Raw genomic sequence first — 23,136 nt, 5'->3', positions numbered from 1 at the left:
TGCCGGAAACGCGTTTCCGGACCTTACTTTGCCTTGGCGCGCGGGTGCGCCTGGTCGTACACGGCCGCCAGGTGCTGGAAGTCGAGCGCGGTGTAGACCTGGGTCGAGGTGATGCTGGCGTGGCCAAGCATGTCCTGCACGGCGCGCAGGTCGCCCGACGATTGCAGCACGTGCGAGGCGAACGAGTGGCGCAGCATGTGCGGATGCACGTGCACCGGAGTGCCGGCGTCGATCGCATGCTGTTTCAGGCGCAACTGCACCACACGGGGCGAAACGCGCGTGCCGCGCTCGGACAGGAACAGCGCGGCGCTGCCGTCGGCCGGAGGCGGGCGCACCGCCAGCCAGGCCGCCAGCGCGGCGCGCGCGTGGCTGCCCACCGGCACCGTGCGCATCTTGTTGCCCTTGCCGGTGACCAGCACGTCGCCCGAGGCCAGGTCGATCCAGCCGAGCGAAGCGGCCTGGCCGTCGCCGCCCTTGGTGTAGGCCACGTCGAGCCCGGCCAGTTCGGCCACCCGCAGGCCGCTCGAATAGAGCAGCTCGAACATGGCGCGGTTGCACAGTTCGGCGCTGGTGAGGGTGGTGCGGCCGGGCGGCTGGCTCGAGACCAGCTGCACGGCGTCGTCCACCGCCAGCGCCTTGGGCAGCGGGGCCGGGCGCTTGGGGGCGCGCACGCCGTCGGTCGGGTTGGCCGCCAGCGTCATGTGTTCCGACAGCCAGCCGAAAAAGCCGCGCCAGCTCGATAGCTTGCGGGCGATCGAGCGCGGTCCCAGCTCCTGGCTGTGCAAAATCGAGGTCAGGCGGCGGATGTCGGCCTGGCGCACCTGCTGCCAGGGCATGCCCTTGGCCAGGGTGCTCAACTGTTGCAGGTCGCGCCGGTAGGCGTCGATGGTGTGCGGCGAGAGCTGGCGCTGTGTGGCCAGCTGGTCGAGGTAGCGCCCGACCCAGTCGGTGGCGTCGGGCGCGGCCGGATGGTCCATCTCAGGCGCGCAGGGCGGCCAGCGCGGCGCTGGCGGTTTCGCCGATGTGGACCAGGAAATCGGTGCCCATGCTGGCGGTGAAGCGTTCCGGATCGGGCGAGCCGAGGATCAGCAGGCCAAAGGCGCTGCCGTTGCTGCGCAGCGGCAAAATGACGGTCGACTGCACCGAGGCCGCGTCGGCCAGCCAGCGCACCGCTTCGAAGTCGTGGTTGCTGCCGCAGTAAGGCGCCAGCAGGCTGTTGGCGAACAGGCGCGCATCTTCCGACACGCCGTTGACATACCAGTTGCCGGCATGCGCCGGGGCCAGGTTCCACAGGCGCAGGGTCGCTTGCGGCACGCCGAAATGGGTGGCCAGGCCGTCGACCAGGGCGCGCGGCATGTCGCTGTCGTGGCGCGTCTTGAGCAGGGCCTGGGTCCAGCCGTGGAACTTGTTGGCGATGGCGGCGTTCGCTTCTGCCAGGCGGACCAGGTCCGACATGCGCAGTTCGAGCGCCTTGTATTTATCGCGCATCACTTCCATCTGGCGTTCCTGCAGCGAGACGGCCTTGCCGGTCAGCGGGCTCGACAGCTTGACCTCGCCCAGCAGCTTGGCGTGTTCCTGGAAAAAAGTCGGATGGCCGGCCAGGTAGTCGGCGACGGCGGTGGGGTCCAGTGTGGCTGTCATGTGCGTCTTTACGTGAAGTCTTGGTGCGGGGAATCGTGTTGCTGGCGAAAAAACTTCCCGCAATTCTAACCGACAGCTTGCGCGCGCCCATGAAAAAAGACGCCCGCAGGCGTCTTTTTTACAGGGCGGGGAAGTCCCGCACACTTACTTCAGAAGCGGTGACGTACGCCGATCTGGATGGCGTGGCTGTCTTCGCCCGCGACTTTGGTGAAGCCGCCCGGCGAACCGGCCCCGCCCGGCGTGTACTGGCCGTCGTTCTGGTTCTTGATGTGCGACAGCACCGAGTAGATATCGGTACGGGCCGACAGGTTGTAGTCGTAGCCGACCGCCACCAGGGTCGCATCGCTGTTCGACACGGTACGGTCGTTCTGGCGTGCCGCCGAGGCCATCAGGCGGCCCTGGCCCAGACGGTAGTGCAGGCCGAACTGGTAGCTGCTGGCATCGACCTGGCTGTTGCGGGTGATGTTGGTGGTGTAGATGCTGGTCAGGGCGGCTACGTTGGCAGCCGGCACGCCGGCGGCGCGCAGGCCCGGGGCGACCTGGCCGTTGAACACGGCGAGGTAGTCGGCCAGCAGGGCCGAATTGCGGTTGACCTGGTCGTGGTAGCCGGCGAAGAACTTGAAGTCGCCGACCTTGACCGAGCCGCCCACGGTGGTGGTGGTCAGGCTCTTGCGGCCTTGCAGGTCTTCACCCTGGTTGTGGCCTACGCCGATATCGAAAATGCTGGTTTTATAGGTGATCGCGCCGCCCATGAACTTGTTGTAGCGGCCCAGGTAGCCGGAGTTCTTGGCGCCGTACATGAGCGAGCCGCCGAAGCCGGACGGGGTGGCGATGCGGTACTGGATCGATTTCTGCGAGCGGATGTCCGCGCCCAGCGCGGTAAAGCCGGCGGTGCCGCCGGTGATGCCGCCCCAGGTGCCGCCGGTGCCGGTTTCGAACGCGTCAGCCGCGGCGAACACTTCGTAGCCAGGGGTGTACATGCGGCCGACCAGGATGGCGCCGAACGGGGTGACCATGCCGACCATGGCGGTACGGTCGAACAGGGCTTTCTCGGCGTTGACGGCAATCGCTGGCTGCAGGCCGGCGCGCAGGGTCGCCAGGGTCGGCGCCAGGGCCGGGGTTTTAAAGGCATCCATGCCCTTGGTCAGGTACAGGCCTTGATTCGGGTTGACCAGGCCGGGACTCTGGGTGCCGGTGTCGAGTTCGACGCGCGCTTCCAGATTGAAGATGGCCTTGTAACCACCGCCGATGTCTTCGGTACCTTTGAGACCGATGCGCGAACCGTCCGCGATACCACTGACGAGTTTGGCCGATTCACCTTTGGTTTTCATAAAACCGGCGTCGGCAATACCGTAAATGGTCACGCTGGACTGGGCCAGGACCGGGGCTGCGAAACAGATAGCGATTACACCAGCGATTAATTTTGTTTTCATTGTGTCTCCAGGAGATTATTTTGTCTAAAAACGAACGTGCGTACTAATTCGTTTTAACCAATATGCCATCGTTTTTTAGCCTTGTACAGAAAGCCGATCGCGCACGCAAGTGCTGGTTGCGAAAAAGACACAGACGAAGCAAAAACGTCAATACCGTCTTATCTGAAACACCACAGCATAACGCGAAAAACACCAGGGGCGCCGATGTTACCATCGCCGCCCCTGTTTTTATCCGACCGATTTATATTGCATGCGATTTATATCGCACTGCATCAAAAAGCGTGATTGACGCCCAATGCATAGATATTCATGCTCGATGGAATGGTCGGGCCTTTCTTGTTGGATGCATCCGCATAGACATATGTACGTGGCGACAGGCTGTATTCATAGCCGATCGACATTTGCTTGGTCTTTTGCATGCCCTGGTTCAAAGCGCCCTGGTTTTTCTGGCCATAACCGGCCAGGATTTTGCCCGCGCCCATTTTGTAATTGGCGCCGACTACCCACGAACGCGCTTCTTCGCTGTTAAAGAAGGTGTGGCCGCGGTCTTGCTGCACGCGCGTGGCCATCAGCTTCAGTTCCGGCGTGGCCATCACGTAGCCTGCCACCGAGACCAGGCGCGATTCGACCGCATTGCGTTCGGCGGCCAGCATGATGGCGCCGGCGGCGCCCGTGTAGGTGGCCGAGACCGAGTACGGATTGGCCGACGCTTCCGAGCCGGGACGGTATTGCGGGTTGGCCGCGGTGCCGCGCCCGATGAGCGCCGCCGAACCCGAGGCCGCTTCCTTGGTGCCGACCGTGGCATTGATCTGGAAGCCGTTGTACACGTTCGAGTTATAGAACAGGGCGTTGTTGAAGCGGTTGGTCGAATTGCCGATCGAGCCCAGCGGGTCCGAGGTGTAGCCGGCGACCATCAGGTCGGTCTGGAAACCGGCTGGGCTCGGCACGCCGTGGAAGGGCTCGAACAGGGTGCTGGTTTCCTGGAACGCGGTCAGGCCGCGCCCGAGGCGCACCATGCCGAAGGCGCCTTGCAGGCCGACCCGGCTCTGGCCCTGGAACAGGGGGCGCTGGACGCCGTTGGCGCCCTGCTCGATAGTGCCCGAGTCCGGTTCATAGCGAATTTCCAGCTGGAACAAGGCTTTCAGGCCACTGCCGAGATCTTCCACGCCTTTGAAACCGAGGGTGTTATTGGCGCGCTTGCCGATGTTGAGCGATTGGTCGGTACGTTTGATCATGCCGGCATCGACGGTGCCGTAGATGACCACAGAAGATTGTGCTTGTGCAAAGCCGGCGCTTGCGCCCAGAACTGCCAGAGCGACCAGTGATTTTTTCATGTACCCATCCTTAAAAGTGAATCAGTCGAATCCGCAAGTGCGTTGAGTTTTCAATTTTCTGAGCACCCGGATTAAGAAGCCTTAATTGCCTGGCCATGTCCCACTGGCTGTCCTGGTCGATTATGAGGGGTAGAATTGGTTGAAAGCCAATCATTCCGGCAGTGCTGTTGTATTTATGAAACGTCAGTGCGTATTGATACAGGCAAGAACAAGCGCATTTTTATGAAATCGTTTCATGCGGTATCCCACATATTCTTACTAACAAGCTTTGTGCGAAATCAAGGAAGTCGCCATCAGCGGACATCGCGCCGCGTGCCTGACGTAGACTTTAGAACGTCGGCTGCACCCGCATCAGCCAGGCAAATGTTGTATATTGGCAACCAAACCGGCGCCATGCGGTGCAGCAGGCTCAAGGAATTGATCTCGTCCCCGGGCCCCTCAACAAGGTGATGGCAACAATCATGGCAAACCGCGAAGAACTAGCGCTCATCCGTGGCGCGCGCGCAGGCCGCGCCCAAGCCCAGCTTGACCTGGGCACCCTGTATCTGTTCGGCAGCACGGGCTTGCCCAAAAGCCTGCCGACCGCCCTGCACTGGCTCGACCGTGCCGCACAGCAAGATTGCGCTGGCGCGTGCCAGCTGATCGGCAACCATATTCCGTTCGAGGTGGCGGTGCAGAGCCAGCGCCCGGTGGCCTGCTGGTTCGAGCAAGCCTACGACGATGGCAACCTGCGCGCCGGCCTGGTGCTGGCCCAGCTGATCCTGGGCGGGCATGGCGGCGACACGCCGCCCCCGGCGCGGCGCGAGAAAGCGTTTGGGGCGCTCCAGGCCGGGGCGGCGGCCGGCCTGGCCGAGGCCCAGTGGCTGCTGTCGCAGCATCGGCGCCTGGCCGGCGCGCTGGCGGTGGCGCCCGAGGTCCTGGCGCCGCCGCCGGCAACGCCCCTGGCGCGTCCGGCTGCTGCTGCGGGAACCGTCACGGCGCCGCGCCCGGCCGAGGCGCGCTGGATGCAGCGCGGCGCCGACAGCGGCTTGCCGCAGGCCCAGCTGTCGCAACTCGAGCTTGACTGGGAAGAAGGACGCCTGGACGCCTACGCGCAGCGCGCGCTGCCGCTGGCGCGGGCCCTGGTGCGCCGGGTGGGCACGAGCACGCGCGCCGCCAGCGGACTGAGCGCGGCGGATGTCACGCTGCTGTCGCGCTGCGCGCGCACTGGTGGCCGAGGCCGAGGCCAGGGATGCCGAGGCTGGCCGCGCCGATACGGGCCGTGCCGAGACTGGCCGTGCCGATACTGGCCGTGCCGAAGCCCATCATTTTTTCGAGCTGGCCGCGGCCGAACACGACCCTCATGCCCAGTTCGCCGTTGGGCTGTGGTGCGCGCGCATGCAGGTCGACGGCAAGCGGATTGCCGTGGGCGAAGGCTCGGCCAACTTCAAGAAAGCCATCCGCTGGCTGACCCTGGCCGGCAACCAGGGCCTGGCCCAAGCCTGGTACGCGCTCTCGCGCATCTACATCAAGCCCGAGTTCTCCCAGCGCAACGTGCTTGACGCCCAGCGCTATCTGGAGCGGGCCGCCGAAATGGGCTACCGCGACGCCCAGCTCGAGTGCGGCAACAGCGCCTGGCGCGCGCGCCGTGAGAATGAAAACAACGATGTGCGGGCGGTGTACTGGCTGCAAAAGGCGGCGCTGCAAGGCTGTCCGCTGGCGGCCACGGCGCTGCACAAGATCGCCCCGCGCTGCGAGGGCACGGCGTACACCGAAACCGGGGCCCTGGCCGCGTACGACCTGGGCGCTGCCCATCCGCTGCTGGCCGCGCGCCTGGAGCTGGCCGCCCTGTTCGGGCTGACCCGCGCCGAAGCGTTATTGCTCGATGTAACCGCGGCCGACCAGGGGCATTGCCTGGTGATCGATATCCGCGGCAGTTACGGGCGCAGCAAGCGGCGCCTGGTGGTGATCGATTCGATGCACGAGCGGCACGCGCTCGACCGCATCGTGCGCCTGTTCGACGGCATCGATTGCGGCCCGACCGGGCCGGAGGGCAATTACCGGCAGCGGCTGTACCGGCTCAAGACGCTGGTGCCGGAGTCCGAGCATGCCGACGGGGAGGTGGAGGCGTACGAGATGGCGGCGTGAGGGGAAGGTGGGGGCCGCAAGCCCCTGATCCGGGCTACACCTCGATCTCGCCCTCGAACACCGTCACCGCCGGTCCGCTGAGCATGACCGGCTCGCCATCGCCCGCCCACGCGATCGACAATTCCCCGCCGCGCGCACTGACGCGCACGGGCGAATCGAGCAGGCCGCGCCGGATGCCGGCTACCACGGCCGCGCAGGCGCCCGAACCGCAGGCGAGCGTTTCGCCGGCGCCGCGCTCGTACACGCGCAGCTTGATGTGCCCCCGGTCCAGCACCTGCATGAAGCCGGCATTGACCTTGTTCGGAAAACGCGCGTGCGCCTCGATCAGCGGCCCGGTCTCGAGCACCGGCGCCAGCTCGACATCCTCGACCACCTGCACCGCGTGTGGATTGCCCATCGACACCACCGACACGAACACCGTCTTGCCACCCTGATACTTGATCGGCAAGGGCCACAAGGTATCCTGTCCCTCGGCCCAGCCGCCCAGCCCGGCCGCGTCGAAGGGCACCCTGGCCGCGTCGAGCACCGGCGCGCCCATGTCGACCGTGATGCTGCCATCGGCTTCCAGGCGCGGCGTGATGATGCCCTTCATGGTTTCCACGCGGATACTTGACTGGGTCGTCAAACCCTTGTCGGTGACAAACTTGACGAACGCGCGCGCGCCGTTGCCGCACTGCTCGACTTCGCTGCCATCGTTATTGAAGATACGGTAGCGGAAGTCGCAGCCGGCGCCCTGGGCTTTTTCCACTACCAGGATCTGGTCGGCGCCGATGCCGAAGCGCCGGTCCGCCAGGCGCTGCCACTGGGCGGGCGTGAAATCGACCTGCTGGCTGATCGCATCGATAACGATAAAATCATTGCCGGCGCCGTGCATCTTGGTAAATGTGAGTTTCATGAGCGTCAGTATAGCGGTAGAAAAGCTAGTGTTTCAGGTACGGCGACGGTTCGCCGGGCGGACGGGTCTTGAAGCGCTTGTGCGTCCAGAAATACTCGGCCGGCGCCTCGCGCACCCGCTCTTCGATGAAGGCGTTCATGCGGCGGGCCGACTCGGCCATGTCAGCGCCCGGATAATCTTCCCACGCCGGATAAAACGTGACCTTCCAGCCCGTGTAATTTGGCAAGAACGTGGCCACCACCGGAATCACCTGCGCCCCGGTGGCGGCCGCAATCCGGCCCGGCGCGGTGAGGGTGGCGGCCGGAACGCCGAAAAACGGCACGAATTCGGCATCCTTGTCGCCGAAATCCATGTCCGGCAGCATAAAGTAGGGCACATGCTCGCGCATGGCGCGCAGGATCGGCTTGACGCCCTCCTTGCGCGAAAACAATTGCACCGGACGAAAGCGCGAGCGGCCCTTGCGCAACACCTCGTCGAACACGGCATTTTTCTGCGGCACGTAGATCGAGCTCAAGCTCGTTTCCAGCATCACCGCCACGCCGGCCACGTCCAGGCTCACGAAGTGCGGACAGAGCAGGATGGTCGGCCGGGCCGCGATCTGCGCCAGCGGCACGCCGGGATCGACCTTGATCAAACGGCGCAGGCGCGCTTCCGGCGCCCACCACAAGATGCCGCGCTCCCACACGCTGCGCGAATACGACTGGAAATGCTGGCGCGCCAGCACCACCCGCTGCGCTTCCGGCAATTCCGGCATGCACATGCGCAGATTGGTCAGGGCGATGTGGCGGCGTTTGCGCAGCACCAGGAACAGCAGGCTGCCCACGCCGCTGCCGAGCCGTCCCAGTACGGGCAGGGGCAACCAGTGCATCAGCCAGACCAGGCCGATCAGGACCTTCATGCGTCCACCTGCGCATCGGGCGCAGGCACGCCGCCGGGCTGCTTGTAGCGGTTATAACTCCAGAAATACTGGGCCGGGCAGCGCGCGATCAGCTGCTCCATGGCATGGTTGATGGTCGTTGCCTGCTCGGCCGGGCTGCCCGCCAGTTCCTGCCCGAAAGGCACGAAGCGCACGATGAACCCCTTGCCACCGGCACGCCGCTCGGCGTACACCAGGATGATTTCGGCATTGCCCAGCTGCGCCAGCTTGGCCGGCAGGGTCATGCTGTAGGCCGGGCGTCCGAAAAACGGCGCCCACACGCCTTCGCCCTGCTGCGGCACCTGGTCCGGCAGCACCCCGATCGGCTCGCCGCGCTTGAGGCACTTGGCCAGGATGCGCACGCCCGACAGGTTGGCCGGGGCCAGATGCAGGTTATTGCGCGCCCTGGCGCCCTCGATCAGCGGTTTCAGCGCCGCCTGCTTGGGCGGGCGGTACATCACGGTGAGCTTGGTGCGCAGCGCGATCTGCTGCGCGGTGATTTCGAAGCAGCCCAGGTGCGGGGTCAGGAACATGATGCCGCGTCCGCTGTCGATGACCGACTGGACGTAGTCCCAGTTCTCGTCGGTGGCCATGCTGGCCACTTTCTCGGGCGGCGCGCACCACACGAAGGCCAGTTCAATGATCGACTTGCCGGACTCGGCAATGGCGGCCGACAGATGCTGGCCAAAGCCGGCCGCGCGCATATTGGTGCGCATCAGCTTGCGGTAAGAAGGAGAGGCGAGATACACGAACCAGCCCAGGCCGGCGCCCATGACATGCAGGACCGGCAAGGGCAATTTCGATAAGGTGCGGAAAAGGGGAACTAACATGGTTTTTGACGGTGTATCAACAAACGGCCAGTTGCTTAGCCAAAATTTCTCAAGGAGCGTAAAATACCACGTATGCAGTATCCGCCGAGTTAATAGACAACTTGCGAAGCGGAATATAAATGTCGCTAAAGCGTCGCAGGCAACCCGGTTACTGCGACATCAACATCACCAGTAACAGGAGCATTGCATGTCAAACGACTATCTCTTCACGTCCGAATCCGTGTCCGAAGGCCATCCAGACAAGGTTGCCGACCAAATTTCCGACGCCATTCTCGACGCCATCCTCGAACAAGACCCGAAAGCGCGCGTTGCCGCCGAGACCCTGTGCAATACCGGTCTGGTCGTGCTCGCCGGTGAAATCACCACCCACGCCAACGTCGATTATATTCAGGTCGCGCGCGAAACCATCAAGCGTATCGGCTACGACAACACCGACTACGGCATCGACTACCGCGGCTGCGCCGTGATGGTGTGCTACGACAAGCAGTCGCCCGACATCGCCCAGGGCGTCGACGAAGGCGCCGGGCTCGACCTGGACCAGGGCGCCGGCGACCAGGGCCTGATGTTCGGCTACGCCTGCGATGAAACGGCCGAGCTGATGCCGGCCGCCATTCACTACGCGCACCGCCTGGTCGAGCGCCAGTCGCAACTGCGCAAGGATGGCCGCCTGCCGTGGCTGCGTCCGGACGCCAAATCGCAAGTCACGCTGCGCTATGTCGATGGCCGCCCGGTTGGCGTCGACACCGTGGTGCTCTCGACCCAGCACGCGCCGGAAGTGACGCACGCGCAGATCGAAGAAGCGGTGATTGAAGAAATCATCAAGAAAGTACTGCCGGCCGAGTGGCTGCACAACACGCGCTACCTGGTCAATCCGACCGGGCGCTTTGTGATTGGCGGACCGCAAGGCGATTGCGGCCTGACCGGGCGCAAGATCATCGTCGACACCTACGGCGGCGCGGCACCGCACGGCGGCGGCGCGTTTTCGGGCAAGGACCCGTCCAAAGTCGACCGTTCGGCGGCGTACGCGGCCCGTTACGTGGCCAAGAACGTGGTGGCGGCCGGACTGGCGCGCCAGTGCCAGGTGCAGGTCAGCTACGCGATCGGCGTGGCCAAGCCGATCAACATTACGGTGTACACCGAAGGCACGGGCGTCATTTCCGACGAAAAAATCGCCGCCCTGGTGATGGAACATTTCGACCTGCGTCCGAAAGGCATCGTCCAGATGCTCGACCTGCTGCGTCCGATTTACCAGAAGAGTGCGGCGTACGGCCACTTTGGCCGCGAAGAGCCGGAATTCACCTGGGAACGCACCGACAAAGTCGCCCTGCTGCGCGCCGAAGCCGGCCTGTCCTAAGCAACACCGCCGCAAACCGCCGCCAGCGCGGTTTGCACCCCCAACCGGGGTCAGAGCTATAATTAGAAACATTTCTAGTTAAAGCTCTGACCCCGGTTGTCGTTTCGGGCCTACTCCTGCTAAAAGCGCAAAAATCTGGCGACGTAACTTCCATTGTTTCCATTTGCAGCGCCCCACAATCGCCACTTCTTGCGTGCATTTTTTCACCATACAAAATTGCACAACCGGGGTCAGAGCTTTAATTAGAAACATTTCTAGTTAAAGCTCTGACCCCCGGTTGTAGGCGGTTTCGCAGGTTTTGCGGATTTTGCCGCACCCGAGAAATTTGGCTGGCGCAACTTGGCGTTAGCGGCTACACTTCTTCGTTCCGAGGAGCGTTGCGACGAAATGACCCATTTCGCCAGGCTCGGAAAGTCCACCGCAACTGCGCTCACGTTACTTTTTTCTAACTGAAAGGAGGGCGTGATGAACGCCGTACTCAAAACTTCGCAAGACTTCCATATCGCCGACATTTCCCTGGCCGCCTGGGGCGACAAGGAAATCAAGATCGCTGAAACCGAAATGCCCGGCCTGATGGCAATCCGCGAGGAATTCGCCGCGGCCCAGCCCCTCAAAGGCGCGCGCATCACCGGTTCGCTGCACATGACTATCCAGACCGCCGTGCTGATCCAGACCCTGGAAGCCCTCGGCGCCAAGGTGCGTTGGGCATCGTGCAACATCTACTCGACCCAGGACCATGCCGCCGCCGCCATCGCCGCCGCTGGCACGCCTGTGTTCGCCGTCAAGGGCGAAACCCTCGACGAATACTGGGATTACACCCACCGCATCTTCGAGTGGCCAAGCGAAGCCGGCCAGCCGGTGTATTCGAACATGATCCTCGACGATGGCGGCGATGCCACCCTGCTGCTGCACCTGGGCACGCGCGCCGAAACCGATCCGTCGGTGCTGGCCAACCCGGGTTCGGAAGAGGAAATCTGCCTGTTCAACTCGATCAAGAACCATCTGGCGACAGATGCCACCTGGTACTCCAAGCGTCTGCCGCAAATCCTCGGCGTGACCGAGGAAACCACCACCGGCGTGCACCGCCTGTACCAGATGCACAAAGAGGGTAAGCTGGCCTTCCCGGCAATTAACGTCAACGATTCGGTTACCAAGTCGAAGTTCGACAACCTGTACGGTTGCCGCGAGTCGCTGGTCGACGGCATCAAGCGCGCCACCGACGTCATGATCGCCGGCAAAGTGGCCGTCATCGCCGGCTACGGCGACGTGGGCAAGGGCTCGGCCCAGGCCATGCGCGCCCTGTCGGCGCAAGTGTGGGTCACCGAAATCGATCCGATCTGCGCACTGCAGGCGGCGATGGAAGGCTACCGCGTCGTGACCATGGATTACGCCGCCGAACACGGCGATATCTTCGTTACCTGCACCGGCAACTATCACATCCTGACCGAACAGCACATGCTGGCCATGAAAGACCAGGCCATCGTCTGCAATATCGGCCACTTCGACAACGAGATCGATGTCGCTTCGCTGAAGAAATATCAGTGGGATAACATCAAGCCGCAGGTCGATCACGTGATCTTCCCGAGTGGCAAGCGCATCATCCTGCTGGCCGAAGGCCGCCTGGTCAACCTGGGCTGCGGTACCGGTCACCCGTCGTACGTGATGAGCTCCTCGTTCGCCAACCAGACCATCGCCCAGATCGAGCTGTTCGCCAACACCGACAAGTACCCGGTCGGCGTGTACGTGCTGCCGAAGCACCTGGACGAGAAAGTCGCGCGCCTGCAGCTCAAGAAGCTCAATGCACAACTGACCGTGCTGACCGACGAGCAAGCCGCGTACATCACCGTCAGCAAGGAAGGCCCTTACAAGCCTGACCATTACCGTTATTAATCGGTAACGACGGCGCGTATCTGAAAAGAGCGCGCCGTTTTTTTGTTGTTTCCGATGTCTTTTTCACATTCACCTGACTCCCGCCTTCCTTATGCGCTTACTTTTGACGTGGTTGATTAATGCAGTGGCGCTATGCGCGCTGCCATTCCTGATGAGTTCGGTTCATGTCACCAATCTGGTGTCTGCCCTGATTGCCGCGCTGGTGCTCGGCCTGGTCAATACCCTGATTCGTCCGGTGCTGGTACTGCTGACCCTGCCCGTAACCCTGTTATCCATGGGGTTGTTTATCCTGGTGATCAACGCGCTGCTGTTCTGGACAGTCGCCACCCTGATCGACGGATTCCAAGTTGCAGGTTTCTGGTCGGCCTTTATCGCCGCCATCCTGTACAGCATCATCTCGTGGGCGCTGTCTACCTTACTCCTCAAAAAAGATGGCAACTCCTGACTTCAGCATTGAATTCTATCCGCCCAAGACGCCCGAAGGGGCGGACAAGCTGCGTGTGGCACGCGCCAAACTGGCGCTGCTGCAACCTAAATATTTCTCGGTGACCTTTGGCGCCGGCGGCAGCACGCAGCAGGGCACGCTCGACACGGTCGTCGAGATCCTCGGCGAGGGCCACCAGGCCGCTCCCCACCTGTCGTGCGTGGGGGCCTCGCGCGAATCGATCCGGGCCATCCTGAAACAGTTCCAGTCGCATGGGATCAAGCGCCTGGTGGCCTTGCGCGGCGACTTGCCAAGCGGCTACGGCGGTGCGGGCGAACTGCGCTATGCCAGCGAACTGGTCGAGTTCATCCGGGCCGAGACGGGCGACTGGTTTCATATCGAAGTGGCGGCGTATCCGGAAGTCCATCCCCAGGCCCGTTCGCCGCAGGATGACTTGCAGAATTTCGCGCGCAAGGTGCAGGCCGGCGCGAATGCCGCGATTACCCAGTATTTTTACAACGCCGATGCGTATTTTGCGTTCATGGACCAGACCCGCAAGCTGGGCATCGATATTCCCGTCGTGGCGGGGATCATGCCGATTACCAATTACACGCAGTTGATGCGGTTTTCGGACATGTGCGGTGCAGAAATTCCGCGTTGGGTGCGCTTGAAGTTGGCCAGTTTTGGCGATGATAGCGCGTCGATCAAGGCATTTGGGCTCGATGTGGTGACGCAGCTGTGCGAACGCTTGCTCGCCGGCGGCGCACCGGGCTTGCATTTTTACAGCATGAACCAGGCCGTGCCGACGACGGCCTTGTGGGAGCGCTTGAAGGCTGCTTGAGTCATCGATATTTGATTGTCGCGCTTGAGTCTGATCCGTCTTCCCCGCCTGCGCGGGGAAGACGGATCATAGGTCAGTAACGCAAGGGAGCGATTACCCCTCCGTCAGCACCACATCCAGCGCCACATCATGCTGGCCTGCGGCAAACGCCACCCGCTCCCCCGCATACGCCACCCCCACTGTCACCGGCCTCGGCTCCTTTTCCAGGGTGCGGTCGTAATACCCCCCGCCATACCCCAGCCTGAAGCGCTCCGCCGTAAATCCCAGACACGGCACCAGCAGCACGTCCGGCCTGCCGACCACCCTTTGCACCGCCGGCACCGCCACCCCCATGCGGTCGCTGACCATGGCCTCGCCCGGCACCCACTCCACGAACGCCAGCGCGCAATCGGGCGCCACCACCAGCGGCAGCGCCAGCCGCACCCCCGCGCCGGCCAGCGCAAGATAGACCGGCTGCAAATCCGGCTCGCCCCGCAGCGGCCAGTACACCCCCAACACCGGCTCCGTACCTCTCGCACTGTGACTGCGCCACCACGCCAGCACGCGCGCCCCGATCAGGGCGTCCAGGCGCGCCTTTTCCAGCGGATCGCGCGCGCGCCGGGCCGCCTTGAGGGCGGCGCGCAAGCTTGCCTTGTCGACAATATGTGCGATTGCATCATTTGCGTGCGCCGATGCTGGCTGCGCGGCATGCCCGCATGGTATTCTAGGTTCGCCGGTCATGTGTTAAATGAAGTATCAATGGAGAGTTGCATTCAGATGTTCCTGCCGAAATTGTTTGCCTTCGCGATTGCCGCCGGAGCCTGCCTGATCCCAGCGTACGCCCAGACGAGCGCGCCCCCGTACGACCCGCGCGCCGATGACGATACCTTCCTGCTGCTGCGCGAAGCCGCGCGCCAGGACGATGCCGCCAAGGCCAACGCCTACGCCGCGCGCCTGCAAAACTATCCGGTGCCCTCGTATGTCGATTATTATCGGCTCAAAACCCGGGCGCGGGTGGCGTCCGCCGATGAATTCCGCGATTTCCTCAAGCGCTACCAGGGCCTGGCCATCGCCGACCGCCTGCGCAATGACTGGCTGCTGGAACTGGGCCGCGCGCGCGACTGGGCCAATTTCGACCAGCAATACCCGCTGTTCGTGCTCAACGACGACACCCAGGTCAAGTGCTACGCCCTCATGTCGCGCGTGGCGCGCGGCGAGAAAGTGGCGGAGGACGCGCGCGCGCTGCTGGCCAATCCGCCCGGCTATGGCGACGCCTGCGGCTCGCTCATTTCCACCCTGGCCCAGTCCGGCCAGTTCGATGCCAACGACTTGCTGGCCCAGCTGCGCCTGGCCGGCGAAACCCGCGCGACCGGCCCGGCCAAACGCATCGCCGCGCTGCTCGGCGTGTCGGAACTGCACGCGACCCAGGCGGTCGACCTGCCGGCGCTGGCCATGGCGCGCGGTATCGGCGAGAGCCGCGCCGACCACGAAATCTACTTGATGGCGGTGGCGCGCATGGCGCGCACCAGCCAGAACCTGGCCGTGGTGGCCCTGAACAAGAACGCGCCGCGCCTGTCGCCCCAGGAACAGGCCATCGGCTGGGCCGGCATTGCGCACGCCGCCTCGCTCACGCTCGCTCCCGAAGCCTACGAATACTGGCAAAAGAGCGCCGGTGCGCCGCTCACGGCCGAACAGATCCAGTGGAAAGCCCGCATCGCCCTGCGCCGCGCCGACTGGAAAACCGTCAAGGCCACCATCGACGCGATGCCCGCGCCGATGCGCGCGCAACCGGTGTGGACTTACTGGCTCGGCCGCGCACTGCAGGCCGAACACGGTGCCCACGACCAGGCCGTGGCCCTGTACCAGCGCATCGCCGACCAGAACAGCTTCTATGGTCAGCTGGCGCTGGAAGAACTGGGCCAGCTCATTTCGATCCCGCCGCCGGGCCCGGCCCTCACGCCCGAGGAAATGGCGCCCATGGCCGGCAACCCCGGCCTGCGCCGCGCGCTCAAGTTCTTCAGCCTGCGCCTGCGCCTGGAAGGCACGCGCGAGTGGAACTGGGAGCTGCGCAAGTTCAGCGAACGCGAACTGCTGGCGGCCGCCGAATTCGCGCGCCAGAACCAGATCCTCGACCGCATGGTCAACACGTCGGACCGCACCCGCACCCAGTTCGACTACACCCAGCGCTTCCCGGCGCCGCACAACGACATCCTGCACCCGACCGCGCAGCAGCTCGGCCTGGACCGGGCCTGGGTGTATGGCCTGATCCGCCAGGAATCGCGCTTCATCATGGATGCGCAGTCGAACGTCGGCGCCTCGGGCCTGATGCAGGTCATGCCCGCTACCGGCGCCTGGGTGGCGCGCAAGATCGGCCTGGGCGACTACGTCAAGGGCAAGCTGACCGACGTGCGCACCAACATCCTGCTGGGGGCCAACTACATGAGCATGGTGCTCGACAACGCCGACGGCTCGCAAACCCTGGCCACGGCCGCCTACAACGCCGGACCGGGACGCATGCGCAACTGGCGCGGCAAGCTGGCCGAGCCGATGGAAGGGGCCATCTTCGCCGAGTCGATTCCCTATATGGAAACCCGGATCTATGTGAAGAATGTGATGTCCAACGCGACCAACTACGCCGCGCTGTTCGAGAACAAGCCGCAGTCGCTCAAGGCGCGTCTTGGCAAAATCACGCCGCGCAGCGCCCAGGGCAACGACCTGCCTTGATGCGCCTCCTGGCACAGAAGGAAGGTGCACGATGAAAGAGATGACGGTAGTGGTATTTGGCGGCTCCGGTTTCATCGGCAGCCATCTGGTGGCGCGCCTGTCGCAGGAGGGCGCGCGCGTCATCGTGCCGACCCGCCGCGCCGAGCGCGCCCGGCACCTGATCTTTTTGCCGCGCGTCGATGTGGTCGGCGCCAACGTCGCTGACGACGCCACCCTGCGCCGCCTGCTGGACGGGGCCGACGCCGCCATCAACCTGGTCGGCGTGCTGCATTCGCGCCGCGGCCAGCCGTATGGCCCCGACTTCAAGCGCGCCCACGTCGAGCTGCCGCGCCGCATCGTGGCCGCCTGCGCCGCCACCGGCGTCACGCGCTACCTGCACATGAGCGCCCTGGGCGCGGCCGCCGACGGCCCCTCGATGTACCAGCGCTCCAAGGCCGACGGCGAGGTAGCCGCGCGCGCCGAAGCCTCGGTGGCGGCCACGATCTTCCGCCCGTCGGTGGTGTTCGGCGAGGGCGACAGTTTTCTTAACACCTTCGCGCGCATGCAGAAGTGGCTGCCGTTCATTCCACTGGCCGGCGCCGCCACCGATTTCCAGCCGATCTACGTGGGCGACGTGGCCGACGCTTTTGTGCATGCGCTGGGCGACCTGAAAACGCGCCACCAGGTGTATTCGCTGGGCGGGCCGCAGATTTATTCGCTGGCCGAACTGGTGCGCCTGGCCGGGCGCTACGCCGGCCATGCGCGTCCGGTATTCGGCATTCCCGATCCGCTGGCGCGCCTGCAGGCGGCGCTGTTCGAACTGCTGCCGGGCGAGCCGGTGATCAGCCGCGACAACCTCGACTCGATGCAGGTCGATAACGTGGTCGATCCGGCCATCCAGGCCACCACCGCCGCCGCCCTCGGCCTGCAGCTGCGCGCGCTCGAAGCGGTGGCGCCGCGCTACCTGGCGCCGCACGAGCGCTTCGACGACTACCGCGCCCGCGCCGGGCGCTGATTCCTTCATTTTCTGCGGAAAGCGACACCATGCAAACCACCGAACTCGATCCGACCCTCTCGCAAACGCTGGACGACGCCAAAAAGGCCGGCCTGACGCTCATCATCGGCAACAAGAATTATTCGTCCTGGTCGATGCGGCCGTGGGTGGCGGCCACCGCCTTCGGCATTGCCTTCAACGAAGTGCGCGTGCTGCTCGACCAGCCCGATACCTCGGCGCGCATCGCCGAGTATTCGGGCGCGGGCCGGGTGCCGGTGCTGGTGGCCGGCGACATGACCATCTGGGACAGCCTGTCGATCTGCGAATACCTGGCCGAGCAGTTCCCGGAAAAGCACATGTGGCCGCAGGACGTGGCGGCGCGCGCGATGGCGCGTTCGGTCACGGCCGAAATGCACAGCGGCTTTGCCGATTTGCGCAGCGCGATGTCGATGAATATCCGCATGAGCCTTCCGGGGCGCGGGCGCACCCCCGGCGCGCAGGGCGACATCGGCCGCATCAGCGAGATCTGGGAAGAGTGCCTGTCGCGCTTTGGCCACCACCAGTTCTTGTTCGGCGACTTTTCGATCGCCGACGCGTTTTTCGCGCCGGTGGTGATGCGCTTTAAAATTTACGGCGTGGCGCTGGCGCCGGCCCTGCAAGCCTACTGCGAGCGCATCCAGGCCCACCCGGCGGTGGCGCGCTGGGTGCGCGAAGCGCTGGCCGAAACCGACATCGCCGCCCACCACGACGAAGAAATCCGCGGCAAGCCATAATAGCGTTTTAGTCAACACCATCTTCAGCATGAAAACATACATCGTGGGCGGCGCGGTGCGCGACGGCCTCCTGGGCCTGCCGGTGCAGGACCGCGACTGGATCGTGGTCGGCGCCACGCCCGAAGACATGCTGGCCGCGGGCTTTCGCCCGGTCGGCAAGGACTTCCCGGTCTTCCTGCATCCCAAGACGCAGGAAGAGTACGCGCTCGCCCGCACCGAGCGCAAGACCGCGCCCGGCTACCGCGGCTTCGTGTTCCACACCTCGCCCGACGTCACGCTCGAAGAAGACCTGGTGCGGCGCGACCTGACCATCAACGCGATCGCGCGCGCCGACGACGGCGCCATCACCGACCCCTTCGGCGGCCAGCGCGACCTGCAAGCGAAAATCTTCCGCCATGTGTCCGACGCCTTTGCCGAAGACCCGGTGCGCATCCTGCGCCTGGCGCGCTTCGCGGCGCGTTTTCCCGACTTTACGGTGGCGCCCGAAACGCTGGCGCTGATGCGCAGCATGGTCGCCGCCGGCGAGGTCGACGCCCTGGTGGCCGAGCGCGTGTGGCAGGAAGTGGCGCGCGGCCTGATGGAGCAAACCCCGTCGCGCATGCTGGCCGTGCTGCGCGAGTGCGGCGCGCTGGCGCGCATCATGCCGGAACTGGACGCCCTGTGGGGCGTGCCGCAGCCGCCGCTGCACCATCCCGAAGTCGACACCGGCGCACACATGATGCTGGTCGTCGACTACGCGGCCGAACGCGGCTTGGCGCTGCCGGTGCGCTTCGCCGCCCTGATGCACGACCTGGGCAAGGGCGCCACCCCGCCCGAGCACTGGCCGCGCCACCACGGCCACGAGCAGCTTGGGCTGGCGCTGATCGAGGCCGTCTGCGCGCGCCTGAAGGTGCCGGGCGAGTGCCGCGACCTGGCCGTCATGACCGCGCGCGAGCACGGCAACATCAGCCGCGCCCGGGAACTGCGCGCCAATACCCTGGTCACCCTGTTCGAGCGCTGCGACGCGTTCCGCAAACCGGCCCGCTTCGGGCAGATGCTGCTGGCCGCCGAATGCGATTTTCGCGGGCGCGGCGATGGCGGACCGGCAGACGATTTCCGCACCCGGCCGTATCCGCAGGGGCCCTACCTGCTGGCCGCCCTGGACGCGGCGCGCGCGGTCAACGCCGGCGAAGTGGCGCTGCGCTGCGGCGAAAACAAGCAGCAAATCCCGCACGCCGTGCACAGCGCGCGCGTCTCGGCCGTCAAGGCGGCGCTGCGCCTGGGCGACGACCCTGCTCAGGCGGACGACAGGGAAGAGACGAATCCTGCTATTCTTTGATCCGATATTGGCATTGACACGGAGAAACGGGATGCTGTCCACCTTGCGCCGGACTGTCGGCGCGCTCGCCTGCTGCTGGGCAGGTTCCGCTGCGGCCCAGGCGCTTGTCAATGAGCCAGTCCGACCGCTGCCCATGCAGGCGGTGGGCGACCCGGCGCGCATCGCGCTCGGCGAACGCCTGTTCCGCGACCCGCGTTTTTCGCGCGGGAACACGCACAGCTGCGCCACCTGCCACCAGCTGCGCCGGGGCGGGGCCGACGGCAAGGCCATCTCGATTGGCCCGGACGGCAAACCGGCGCGCTTTAACACGCCCACCGTCTACAACAGCAGTTTCAACTTTCGCCAGACCTGGACCGGGCGCTATAGCGGCGTCGAGCAACTACTCGACCACGTCATCGCCAAACCGGCGGTATTTGCCGACAATTGGGATGTGGTGGCCGCGCGCCTGACCCGCGACGAGGCGCTGGCGGCTCAGTTCAAGGACGTCTACGGCGACGCCCTGCGCCCGGCCTACGTGCGCGATGCGCTCGACCAGTATCTGCGCTCGCTGGTGACGCCCTCGCGCTTCGACCGCTACCTGCGCGGCGAGGCCAACGCCATCAGCGCCGAGGAAGAACGCGGCTACCTGCGCTTTAAGAGTTTCGGTTGCGGGGCCTGCCACCAGGGCATCAACCTGGGCGGCAACCTGTTCCAGAAACTGGGCGCGATGCGCGAGATGCCGGGGTTGGAAACGAGCGCCACGGACCTGGGCCGCTACCACGAGACCAAGCGCAATGTCGACCGCCATGTGTTCCGCGTGCCGGGCCTGCGCAACGTGGCGCTGACGGCGCCGTACTTCCATGACGGCTCGGTCGCCACCCTCGACCAGGCGGTGGAACTGATGTTCAAGTACCAGCTCGGGCGCACCGCCTCGCAGCAGGACAAAGATCTGATCGTGCGCTTCCTGCACACCCTGAGCGGCGAGAAGCTGGTGCCGGCCGAGCCGCCGGCGATGCCGCCGGCAGTGCAGCCGGCAGTGCAGCCGGGAGGGGCGCCGTGAGAACCATGCTCGGTTCCTGGCGCCGCATCGCCTCGCTGCTGCTGCTGATCGCGCTGATGGTGGTGCTGGGGGTGCTGTTCAACCGCACCCAGGCCGTCGACCTGGAAGCGCAGAACCGGGTCATGCTCAACCTGCGCGAGCTGGAAAAGCTCGATTCGGAGTGGAACGTCAATATCCTGCGCTCGCACATCGGCTTGAACAGCAACTACGACCCGCTCTCGACCCCGCTGCCGCGCATGCGCCAATTGCAGCTGCGCCTGGCCGCCGCCTTGCCGATGACCGGCAACCCGAAGGCCGAAGACGCGCTCGAAGAAGTCAAGCGCGCGCTGGTGAAGAAGGAAGAACTGGTCGAACAGTTCAAGACCCAGAACGCGATCCTGCGCAATTCGCTGATCTTTTTCCCGCCCGCGATCACCGACCTGAAGACCGAGTTGAATGGCATCGAAGGAGCCATCGTCCCGGGGCGCATCGTAGTGGCGCTCGATACCGCACTCAATAGCCTGCTGAGCGACATCCTGCGCTACAACCTGGCGCCGTCGCCGGCGCTGGCGGCGCAGATCGAACGCACGATCGCCTCGATGCAGCCCTTGCGCGGCGATTTTTCGGACAGCGTGAGCGACACCATCGATGAACTGGGACGCCATGCGCACGCGATTCTGCGTTACCGCCAGCTGGAAAACGAACTCGAAATGCAGATCGCGAACAGCCGCACGGCCGAGGCGATGGAAAAGCTGGGCGGCTTGTTCGACACCTCGTTCGACCAGGTGCTGATCGAAAAGCAGCGCTACCGCACGTATTTGTTTGCCTATTCCGGCCTGCTGCTGCTGCTCCTGATGTACGTGGCGCGGCGCCTGGTGCGCAGCTACAGCATCATCGGCGAGGTCAATCGCAGTTTGCAGGCGGCTAACGAGACCCTGGAACACCGCGTGGCCGAGCGCACCGCGGAGCTGGAAGCGCAGTCGGAGCGCCTGAAACAGCTGGCGCAGCACGACAGCCTGACCGGATTGATCAATTACGGTGAGCTCACGCGCCTGCTGGCGCATGCGCTGGTGCGGGCAGGGCGGCGCGGCGACGTGGTGGTGGCCATGTTCATCGACCTCGATGGCTTCAAGGCGGTCAACGACACCTACGGGCACGCCACCGGCGACCTGGTGCTGTGCGAAGTGGCCAGGCGGGTGCAGGAAAAGCTGCGCAAGGAAGATGCGCTGGCGCGCCTGGGCGGCGACGAATTCGTGATTTTGCTGGAAGAAGTCGCCGGGCGCGATGGTGCGCTGCGGGTGGCCCAGCAAACGCTCGACGCAATCCGTTCGATCACCGAAGCGGGCGGCTTCCCGGTGCGCATTTCGGCCAGTATCGGCGTGGCCAGTGCGAAGGGCAAGGAAGGCTTCATGCGCGGCGCGCCGGCCTTGCTGGCCGACGCCGACCAGGCCATGTACCAGGCCAAGCAGGGCGGCAAGAACGGCATTTCGTTCAGCCCGGATTCGCAGTGGAACGAGGTGCTTGTGGTGGAGGCGCCCGTGGCTGGCAGCGTGCCGGTGAAAACCCCGGTGCCCGCGCAGGGCGATTAAGTAAGTGTGCAGAAATTATTGTGTTTGTAGCGAACAGAAGCGGATGCTTGGCAAGGCGCACGCCGCGACGCAGTGCGAGCATTGCTAGCGGTGGGCAACACAGCAAGGCGCCGTTTATGGACGCTGGAAATTACAAGAATTTATGCGCACTTGCTTAGCCGCGTCAGTCATCGTCAACAATGCGCTATTGCCTCTCCCGCGCCCACCTCGCTCAATACTAAAGGCGCATTCGGCGTAGAATCAGCCGTATCCATGCCGTATGCATGCATTCGCAGGCTGCCAACGAGCTTGGCAGCCAACAGGCACTGCGGCCGGATGCGCTACAATGGGTAAATTGGTGCACTGCACAATAGACGTTTCGGAGTCCGGCCCATGTTCACAAACCCCTTCAGCAGCTGGCTCGGCAACCGCAAGAGCAGCAAAACCCGGCGCAAGGTGCTGGTCAAGCAGCTCCATGAACGCGACCGCCGCCGCGTGCTCAAGCATTTCCTCGCGCTGGACGATAGTGACCGCTTGCTGCGCTTCGGCACCAAGCTGCCCGACGAACTGGTCGAAACCTACGTCAATAAAATCGACTTTGCGCACGACACTGTATACGGCGTCTACAACCCGGTCTTCAAGCTGGTCGCGGTTGGCCACCTGGCGTTCGCGCCCAAGCAATCGACCCACGCCCTCTCCAGCACCACCAAGGACATCGTGGCCGAATTCGGCGTGTCGGTGTCGGCCTCCGCGCGCGGCCTGGGCATCGGCTCTAAATTGTTCGAGCGCGCCGCCATCCGCTGCCGCAACCTCGATGTCGACACTTTATATATGCACTGCCTCTCGTCCAACCAGACCATGATGCACATCGCGAAAAAGGCCGGCATGGAAATCCAGCGCGATTACGGCGAAGCCGACGCCTACCTGCGCCTGCTGCCGCCCGACCCGGCCAGCATGCTGCGCGAAGCCATCGACGAGCAGTTCGCCACCATCGACTACACCCTCAAGGCCAACACCCGCGCCGCCGTCAAGTTCTTCGTGCCGAAGAAGTAGGCTCCGCAATGCTCATGTCACTTTTGACGCGAGCTAACACCGGAC

22 protein-coding genes and 1 riboswitch are annotated in these 23,136 nt (G+C 64.5%); of the genes, 12 read left to right on the top strand and 10 right to left on the bottom strand.

The window, feature by feature from the left end:
* Nucleotides 1-23: 23 nt before the first annotated feature.
* From F1609_RS10590 to F1609_RS35210, 6 genes are all read right to left on the bottom strand, one after another.
* A complete protein-coding gene (locus F1609_RS10590; protein ID WP_167076383.1) occupies nucleotides 24-977 on the bottom strand; it encodes a tyrosine recombinase XerC in 954 nt (317 codons plus the stop codon).
* 1 nt (nucleotide 978) lies between these two features.
* A complete protein-coding gene (locus F1609_RS10585; RefSeq protein WP_167076382.1) occupies nucleotides 979-1,641 on the bottom strand; it encodes a DUF484 family protein in 663 nt (220 codons plus the stop codon).
* Between the two features lie 149 nt (nucleotides 1,642-1,790).
* Nucleotides 1,791-3,074 carry a porin gene (locus tag F1609_RS10580; RefSeq protein WP_167076381.1) on the bottom strand — a complete coding sequence of 428 codons (1,284 nt, stop codon included), beginning with the start codon at nucleotides 3,072-3,074 and terminating at the stop codon, nucleotides 1,791-1,793.
* Between the two features lie 272 nt (nucleotides 3,075-3,346).
* Nucleotides 3,347-4,408, bottom strand: coding sequence for a porin (locus tag F1609_RS10575; protein ID WP_167076380.1), 1,062 nt, complete (start codon nucleotides 4,406-4,408; stop codon nucleotides 3,347-3,349).
* A 479-nt stretch (nucleotides 4,409-4,887) separates the two neighbouring features.
* Complete coding sequence (locus F1609_RS35505) at nucleotides 4,888-5,181, bottom strand: hypothetical protein (RefSeq protein WP_308609363.1); 294 nt, start codon at nucleotides 5,179-5,181, stop codon at nucleotides 4,888-4,890.
* Nucleotides 5,121-5,384, bottom strand: a complete 264-nt coding sequence (locus F1609_RS35210) for a hypothetical protein (protein ID WP_308609361.1) — start codon at nucleotides 5,382-5,384, stop codon at nucleotides 5,121-5,123. The genes F1609_RS35505 and F1609_RS35210 overlap by 61 nt, the downstream gene beginning before the upstream one ends.
* A 200-nt stretch (nucleotides 5,385-5,584) precedes the next feature.
* On the opposite strand from F1609_RS35210, the gene F1609_RS35205 reads away from it, so the two are divergent.
* A complete protein-coding gene (locus F1609_RS35205; RefSeq protein WP_308609360.1) occupies nucleotides 5,585-6,535 on the top strand; it encodes a tetratricopeptide repeat protein in 951 nt (316 codons plus the stop codon).
* 34 nt (nucleotides 6,536-6,569) lie between these two features.
* Here the strand turns inward: F1609_RS35205 and dapF are convergent, their stop codons facing one another.
* The 3 genes from dapF to F1609_RS10555 are packed head-to-tail and all read right to left on the bottom strand — an operon-like array spanning nucleotide 6,570 to nucleotide 9,176.
* Nucleotides 6,570-7,430, bottom strand: coding sequence for a diaminopimelate epimerase (gene dapF, locus F1609_RS10565; RefSeq protein WP_167076379.1), 861 nt, complete (start codon nucleotides 7,428-7,430; stop codon nucleotides 6,570-6,572).
* A gap of 25 nt (nucleotides 7,431-7,455) precedes the next feature.
* On the bottom strand, nucleotides 7,456-8,328 hold the full coding sequence (locus tag F1609_RS10560) for an LpxL/LpxP family acyltransferase (protein WP_167076378.1): 873 nt from the start codon (nucleotides 8,326-8,328) through the stop codon (nucleotides 7,456-7,458).
* Nucleotides 8,325-9,176: a lysophospholipid acyltransferase family protein gene (locus F1609_RS10555; protein WP_167076377.1), complete on the bottom strand. Its 852-nt coding sequence runs from the start codon at nucleotides 9,174-9,176 to the stop codon at nucleotides 8,325-8,327. The genes F1609_RS10560 and F1609_RS10555 overlap by 4 nt, the downstream gene beginning before the upstream one ends.
* A 187-nt stretch (nucleotides 9,177-9,363) precedes the next feature.
* Here F1609_RS10555 and metK point away from each other — a divergent pair, with 187 nt between their 5' ends.
* From metK to metF, 4 genes are all read left to right on the top strand, one after another.
* Nucleotides 9,364-10,530 (top strand): methionine adenosyltransferase, encoded by a 1,167-nt coding sequence (gene metK, locus F1609_RS10550; RefSeq protein ID WP_166881229.1) that lies wholly within the window; start codon nucleotides 9,364-9,366, stop codon nucleotides 10,528-10,530.
* Nucleotides 10,531-10,893: 363 nt separating this feature from the next.
* Nucleotides 10,894-10,969: riboswitch (S-adenosyl-L-homocysteine riboswitch) on the top strand.
* A 26-nt stretch (nucleotides 10,970-10,995) separates the two neighbouring features.
* The gene (ahcY, locus tag F1609_RS10545) at nucleotides 10,996-12,420 is read left to right on the top strand and encodes an adenosylhomocysteinase (protein ID WP_167076376.1); all 1,425 of its coding nucleotides are present in this window, start codon (nucleotides 10,996-10,998) and stop codon (nucleotides 12,418-12,420) included.
* Between the two features lie 91 nt (nucleotides 12,421-12,511).
* On the top strand, nucleotides 12,512-12,865 hold the full coding sequence (locus tag F1609_RS10540; RefSeq protein ID WP_167076375.1) for a phage holin family protein: 354 nt from the start codon (nucleotides 12,512-12,514) through the stop codon (nucleotides 12,863-12,865).
* Nucleotides 12,852-13,685 (top strand): methylenetetrahydrofolate reductase [NAD(P)H], encoded by an 834-nt coding sequence (gene metF / locus F1609_RS10535; RefSeq protein ID WP_167076374.1) that lies wholly within the window; start codon nucleotides 12,852-12,854, stop codon nucleotides 13,683-13,685. The genes F1609_RS10540 and metF overlap by 14 nt, the downstream gene beginning before the upstream one ends.
* Before the next feature lie 93 nt (nucleotides 13,686-13,778).
* Here the strand turns inward: metF and F1609_RS10530 are convergent, their stop codons facing one another.
* Entirely contained in the window at nucleotides 13,779-14,405 is a 627-nt protein-coding gene (locus F1609_RS10530; RefSeq protein ID WP_167076373.1) for a 5-formyltetrahydrofolate cyclo-ligase, read from the bottom strand.
* Between the two features lie 18 nt (nucleotides 14,406-14,423).
* Between F1609_RS10530 and F1609_RS10525 the strand changes: the two genes are divergently transcribed.
* From F1609_RS10525 to F1609_RS10495, 7 genes are all read left to right on the top strand, one after another.
* The gene (locus F1609_RS10525) at nucleotides 14,424-16,388 is read left to right on the top strand and encodes a lytic transglycosylase domain-containing protein (protein ID WP_229421773.1); all 1,965 of its coding nucleotides are present in this window, start codon (nucleotides 14,424-14,426) and stop codon (nucleotides 16,386-16,388) included.
* 31 nt (nucleotides 16,389-16,419) lie between these two features.
* Complete coding sequence (locus F1609_RS10520; protein WP_167076372.1) at nucleotides 16,420-17,382, top strand: complex I NDUFA9 subunit family protein; 963 nt, start codon at nucleotides 16,420-16,422, stop codon at nucleotides 17,380-17,382.
* 29 nt (nucleotides 17,383-17,411) lie between these two features.
* Nucleotides 17,412-18,134, top strand: coding sequence for a glutathione S-transferase family protein (locus F1609_RS10515; protein WP_167076371.1), 723 nt, complete (start codon nucleotides 17,412-17,414; stop codon nucleotides 18,132-18,134).
* Between the two features lie 28 nt (nucleotides 18,135-18,162).
* Nucleotides 18,163-19,452: a multifunctional CCA addition/repair protein gene (locus F1609_RS10510; RefSeq protein WP_167076370.1), complete on the top strand. Its 1,290-nt coding sequence runs from the start codon at nucleotides 18,163-18,165 to the stop codon at nucleotides 19,450-19,452.
* A 31-nt stretch (nucleotides 19,453-19,483) separates the two neighbouring features.
* The gene (locus F1609_RS10505) at nucleotides 19,484-20,491 is read left to right on the top strand and encodes a cytochrome-c peroxidase (RefSeq protein ID WP_167076369.1); all 1,008 of its coding nucleotides are present in this window, start codon (nucleotides 19,484-19,486) and stop codon (nucleotides 20,489-20,491) included.
* 5 nt (nucleotides 20,492-20,496) lie between these two features.
* The gene (locus tag F1609_RS10500; protein ID WP_167076434.1) at nucleotides 20,497-22,059 is read left to right on the top strand and encodes a DAHL domain-containing protein; all 1,563 of its coding nucleotides are present in this window, start codon (nucleotides 20,497-20,499) and stop codon (nucleotides 22,057-22,059) included.
* 372 nt (nucleotides 22,060-22,431) lie between these two features.
* Nucleotides 22,432-23,091 carry a GNAT family N-acetyltransferase gene (locus tag F1609_RS10495; protein WP_167076368.1) on the top strand — a complete coding sequence of 220 codons (660 nt, stop codon included), beginning with the start codon at nucleotides 22,432-22,434 and terminating at the stop codon, nucleotides 23,089-23,091.
* The last annotated feature ends 45 nt before the right edge of the window (nucleotides 23,092-23,136 follow it).

It is taken from the genome of Massilia aquatica (genome assembly GCF_011682045.1).
Taxonomy (GTDB): Bacteria; Pseudomonadota; Gammaproteobacteria; order Burkholderiales; family Burkholderiaceae_D; genus Telluria_A; species Telluria_A aquatica.
Note: the sequence above shows the minus strand (reverse complement) of the source record. Positions and strands in the feature narration are given on the sequence as shown.

Excerpts from the sequence above, each read along its gene's own strand:
- F1609_RS10585 (WP_167076382.1), bottom strand. The coding sequence starts at position 1,641 with ATGACAGCCACACTGGACCCCACCGCCGTCGCCGACTACCTGGCCGGC.
- F1609_RS10510 (WP_167076370.1), top strand. The coding sequence starts at position 18,163 with ATGAAAACATACATCGTGGGCGGCGCGGTGCGCGACGGCCTCCTGGGC.
- F1609_RS10540 (WP_167076375.1), top strand. The coding sequence starts at position 12,512 with ATGCGCTTACTTTTGACGTGGTTGATTAATGCAGTGGCGCTATGCGCG.
- metF (WP_167076374.1), top strand. The coding sequence starts at position 12,852 with ATGGCAACTCCTGACTTCAGCATTGAATTCTATCCGCCCAAGACGCCC.
- F1609_RS10555 (WP_167076377.1), bottom strand. The coding sequence starts at position 9,176 with ATGTTAGTTCCCCTTTTCCGCACCTTATCGAAATTGCCCTTGCCGGTC.
- F1609_RS10560 (WP_167076378.1), bottom strand. The coding sequence starts at position 8,328 with ATGAAGGTCCTGATCGGCCTGGTCTGGCTGATGCACTGGTTGCCCCTG.
- F1609_RS10495 (WP_167076368.1), top strand. The coding sequence starts at position 22,432 with ATGTTCACAAACCCCTTCAGCAGCTGGCTCGGCAACCGCAAGAGCAGC.
- F1609_RS10590 (WP_167076383.1), bottom strand. The coding sequence starts at position 977 with ATGGACCATCCGGCCGCGCCCGACGCCACCGACTGGGTCGGGCGCTAC.
- F1609_RS10500 (WP_167076434.1), top strand. The coding sequence starts at position 20,497 with ATGCTCGGTTCCTGGCGCCGCATCGCCTCGCTGCTGCTGCTGATCGCG.
- F1609_RS10520 (WP_167076372.1), top strand. The coding sequence starts at position 16,420 with ATGAAAGAGATGACGGTAGTGGTATTTGGCGGCTCCGGTTTCATCGGC.
- F1609_RS10525 (WP_229421773.1), top strand. The coding sequence starts at position 14,424 with ATGGAGAGTTGCATTCAGATGTTCCTGCCGAAATTGTTTGCCTTCGCG.
- F1609_RS10530 (WP_167076373.1), bottom strand. The coding sequence starts at position 14,405 with ATGACCGGCGAACCTAGAATACCATGCGGGCATGCCGCGCAGCCAGCA.
- dapF (WP_167076379.1), bottom strand. The coding sequence starts at position 7,430 with ATGAAACTCACATTTACCAAGATGCACGGCGCCGGCAATGATTTTATC.
- ahcY (WP_167076376.1), top strand. The coding sequence starts at position 10,996 with ATGAACGCCGTACTCAAAACTTCGCAAGACTTCCATATCGCCGACATT.
- F1609_RS10505 (WP_167076369.1), top strand. The coding sequence starts at position 19,484 with ATGCTGTCCACCTTGCGCCGGACTGTCGGCGCGCTCGCCTGCTGCTGG.
- metK (WP_166881229.1), top strand. The coding sequence starts at position 9,364 with ATGTCAAACGACTATCTCTTCACGTCCGAATCCGTGTCCGAAGGCCAT.
- F1609_RS10575 (WP_167076380.1), bottom strand. The coding sequence starts at position 4,408 with ATGAAAAAATCACTGGTCGCTCTGGCAGTTCTGGGCGCAAGCGCCGGC.
- F1609_RS35505 (WP_308609363.1), bottom strand. The coding sequence starts at position 5,181 with ATGCCCGCCCAGGATCAGCTGGGCCAGCACCAGGCCGGCGCGCAGGTT.
- F1609_RS35205 (WP_308609360.1), top strand. The coding sequence starts at position 5,585 with ATGTCACGCTGCTGTCGCGCTGCGCGCGCACTGGTGGCCGAGGCCGAG.
- F1609_RS10580 (WP_167076381.1), bottom strand. The coding sequence starts at position 3,074 with ATGAAAACAAAATTAATCGCTGGTGTAATCGCTATCTGTTTCGCAGCC.
- F1609_RS10515 (WP_167076371.1), top strand. The coding sequence starts at position 17,412 with ATGCAAACCACCGAACTCGATCCGACCCTCTCGCAAACGCTGGACGAC.